Annotated in this window: 4 protein-coding genes; all 4 read right to left on the bottom strand. The window is 62.1% G+C overall.

Annotation, left to right across the window (positions count from 1 at the left end; translation table 11 throughout):
* Positions 1–96 precede the first annotated feature (96 nt).
* Entirely contained in the window at positions 97–783 is a 687-nt protein-coding gene (locus K288_RS0142920) for an RES family NAD+ phosphorylase (RefSeq protein WP_027584814.1), read from the bottom strand.
* The gene (locus K288_RS0142915) at positions 780–1217 is read right to left on the bottom strand and encodes a hypothetical protein (protein ID WP_027584813.1); all 438 of its coding nucleotides are present in this window, start codon (positions 1215–1217) and stop codon (positions 780–782) included. Before K288_RS0142915 ends, K288_RS0142920 begins: the two co-directional genes overlap by 4 nt.
* A 1112-nt stretch (positions 1218–2329) precedes the next feature.
* Complete coding sequence (locus K288_RS53300) at positions 2330–2608, bottom strand: NAD(P)-binding protein (protein WP_244443490.1); 279 nt, start codon at positions 2606–2608, stop codon at positions 2330–2332.
* Between the two features lie 26 nt (positions 2609–2634).
* Positions 2635–3249: a LodA/GoxA family CTQ-dependent oxidase gene (locus K288_RS53965; RefSeq protein ID WP_256378899.1), complete on the bottom strand. Its 615-nt coding sequence runs from the start codon at positions 3247–3249 to the stop codon at positions 2635–2637.
* Between the last annotated feature and the right edge of the window lie 80 nt (positions 3250–3329).

The following is a 3329-nucleotide window of genomic DNA, read 5'->3' as shown; positions in this document are numbered from 1 at the left end:
GGCGTCAAACCCCGAAAGCTTGCAATCTCAAACCCCCTCACGACCGAAAAATCGACTCCACATCAATGGCTTGGGCGATTCTTCACGGACGACGGATTAGGCGGGCTCGACCTTCGGATCTGCGCCAACTTCAAACGTGAAGCGGAGAGTTCGATCTTTCCGGACATTGCCCACAACTGCGGGGCGGAAGCACGCAATGCAGGTGCCGCCCTCATGGCGAACGCTCGGGTATACGAGTCCCAGGGAGTTTTCGCTAAGCAGCTGCTGCGATAGGCGCTGAGACTCGATGTAGCTTTCGGGATCGAGGCAAGCGGTGAACGCGGCGGCTCCCCGCAGATCGTGAAAACTGCCGGTGAAATCAGCCAGATAATCGTCGTAGGTCACTGACACAGGCTTCGTCCAAGAGACCTCGGCAAGCTCGACCCGCTTGTGAAAGCCGACTTCCGCGATCGATGTTTCGATCTCGAAGCCACCATACCAGGCACCTCGATCGGGGCCGTTGAAACGGCTGCCATGAGGATGAGCATGACAGAAGGCCGCATTGATGATGCGGTAGTAAGGAACACCGAAGACAAGCTCGCCAAGCCCGATGCCCGGCAAGCGATCATTCTCGGCCAAGAGGCGATCGTTCGTCGCGTGATCGAGATCGAAAATATCCTTGAGGTGCGCATCGTCGTCAGAAATGCGCGTGAGCACGCTGTCATTGTTGTCGCTGTATTTCGACGGGATCAGTCGATGCGTGTCGAATTGACGGACGAGCGAAACCGGCGGGGAGACCGTCAATGTCCACCCCGCCGTGAGTCGACCAACCGTCTAACAGTCCACATCGCGGCCAGTCCGCCCTGGATCATGTACGACAAGGGCGTTCCGCCACTGAAGAGACGGTTATTGTTCGGCAGCGTCACCCAGGCATCGGCCAGATCTTCTGGGTAGAGGATATTGAGGCTCTTGAAGATGCCGATGAGCAGCGAGATCCGTGCGAGCCGATCCGTATCAAGAACCCGGTCCGGGTTTTTCTTCATCTCGTAGAACACGCCGTTCGAAACGCCGCCCAACAGATCGCGAGCGTCCGCGTCCCTGATCGCCCACTTCTCCATGATGCTGAAGAAGGCTTTGATGGCGGACGGGCTTAAACGCTCCCGCTCCGTCTGATCGTTCAAGTTGATCAGCGGCGAAGGCTCGTAACCGGCCTTTGGGTAGGTGAGCTGGGCTTGCATGATGTCCTCCGAATTAGGAGTGATGATACTCCAAAAACGGAGAATTGCAAGGGCCCATCGCGAGTAGATCGCCCGTCGCCAGGAACGTCTCGGCGGCACAGGAACAGTCAATTTAATCAGCAGCTTGCGCCGGATTTCCCGGTGGAGCGCGAACTTCTCTGCCTCCCGGTCACGCGGGATGCCCGACCCACACCCTTCACACTGAGAAAGGAGACCCTGTGTTTCGCCGTGGGGTCTCGAGCATGATCGGCGTAGGGGTCGCGTCATCTCAAATCAATGAAATCAACGGCCTGAAAGGGTCTCGACGACGCCGATGGGGGGGCAATGTTCGATTAGCATTCACAGGATGGAACTTCGACGCTCCAGAAATCCGAGCCTCGCCAGCGGATCTCCTGAGCATAGTGAGCCCGGACCCGCTGTCGGTAAATCCGTCGCGCTTCAGCTACCTGCGCCGCGTACGCGCCCATCTGATCCGTATCGCCTTCGAGAGCATGCGCGACGGCGTCCGCCGCCGCCATTCCCCCCTTTAGGGCGGACAACAGGCCCTGGCCCGCACACGGATCGAAGCTCAAGGCAGCGTCGCCGCAGGCAACCCATCCGTCGCCTGCCACCGGCGCTAGCCACGAGCCGCAAGCTTCATATGCGCGCAACGACCCTTCAACAACAGGGTCGGGAAACGCTGGCGCGATGAGATGCGTGGATGCCAAGGCCGATCGCCAAATATGCGGATGCGCGAGGCCGCTCCTAACCTGTATTGGTCGCGTATGGAGCATGAATACCGGGCCGCGGTTAGGCAGCAAGGCTGCGTACCACCAGCCATCTGCCGTGGTCTCAACGAGGTTACGCTCCATGCGATAGCGGGCATCCGCCCTGGCGTGACCAACCAAGGCCACGAGGGGCTCGTCGCGGTGGCGGCGCGCGCCGAGCTGTTGCGAGACGACAGCGCGTCGTCCCGTCGCGTCAATGAGCCAGCGCGCCGAAGTGGTCTCTCCGTGGAGAGACAGGCGCCAGGCCTCACACTCCCGCGACATACGCCTAAAGGCCCACCGCCAGGGTTGCGACACCTGCAGCGCGGGCTGCGGCGATCAAATCCGCCTCGAAAGCCGAACGGTTCAGCCGCCAGCCCGCGCCGTCCGGTTCGGCAAGGAAGTCGCGGTAGACGGGGGGCCGCCCCAGGCGGAAATGTTGCCACCGATCGGCCGATGTGCGCCGCTTTGCGCGGGGGAAGGGAGGCCACATGCGCTCAGGATACGCAGTGCCGCGCCTGGCAACGCATCGCCCGGCTTGGACGCTCCTGTGTTGGCCACGCGTGGATCGAGTAGCAGCACTGATCGGTCGGCGCCCGCCAACCGGTGCGCAGCGACGGAGCCGGCCGGGCCGGCGCCGATCACAGCCACATCGAATGGTATCCGCGCGGTTATGTACGAAACCTCAGTCGCACAGCGGCAAAGGCGTCGCGATGGGCCTCGCTTTCCCAGCCGGCGAGTTGGGCCTCCGTGGGCGGTCCTGGCGGCCTTTCCGCCATCAAAGCAGCGGCGTGGGCCCTCAAGGCTTCGACACGATGCGCTGGAATCGATTCGACCCAGATCACGGCAGGAAAGTCGGGGTCGAAAGGAATGCCCGGCTGCGCCTCGACAACGCCCATCTGCGCGAAGTCCGCCACCATCTTCATCATTGCCGCCGCCACGTCGGTGGGCAGCCCGCGCGTCCAAAATGCGCGTTTATTGAGTGCTGCGAGGCGCTCTTCCCGGGAACGGCTCAAGTCCATGACCACCGCGTAATCCTCGGCTGTGAGCACTTGGTTCGGAACGCGCGCGGGCCAGAAGGTCGGCACGTAGGGGTCGAAGCTGGTTGAGTATCCCGAGTAGCCGGAGCGACAGAAGGCGGTGTCGCCCTGCCAAGGCAGGGCCATCCACCGGCTGATGGTCCCTGGTCCCTGCTCGTAGAGCGGACCGCCGGGTGCCATTGCTATAGCTGGGGTTAGGGCGGAGCCGTAGTCAGACGCCGGCCTCGGGCTGGAGCTATGGCTGATTCTGGGTGACGCGGCCTGATCAGGCGGCGTGGCTTTCAGCGGTCGGAATGACCTCGATGCCGTCAGTAAACTTTACACCG

The sequence above is a fragment of the Bradyrhizobium sp. Ai1a-2 genome, from assembly GCF_000426245.1.
Taxonomy (GTDB): Bacteria; Pseudomonadota; Alphaproteobacteria; order Rhizobiales; family Xanthobacteraceae; genus Bradyrhizobium.
The sequence above is the reverse complement of the archived record's forward strand: the minus strand, read 5'-3'. Positions and strand labels throughout refer to the sequence as shown.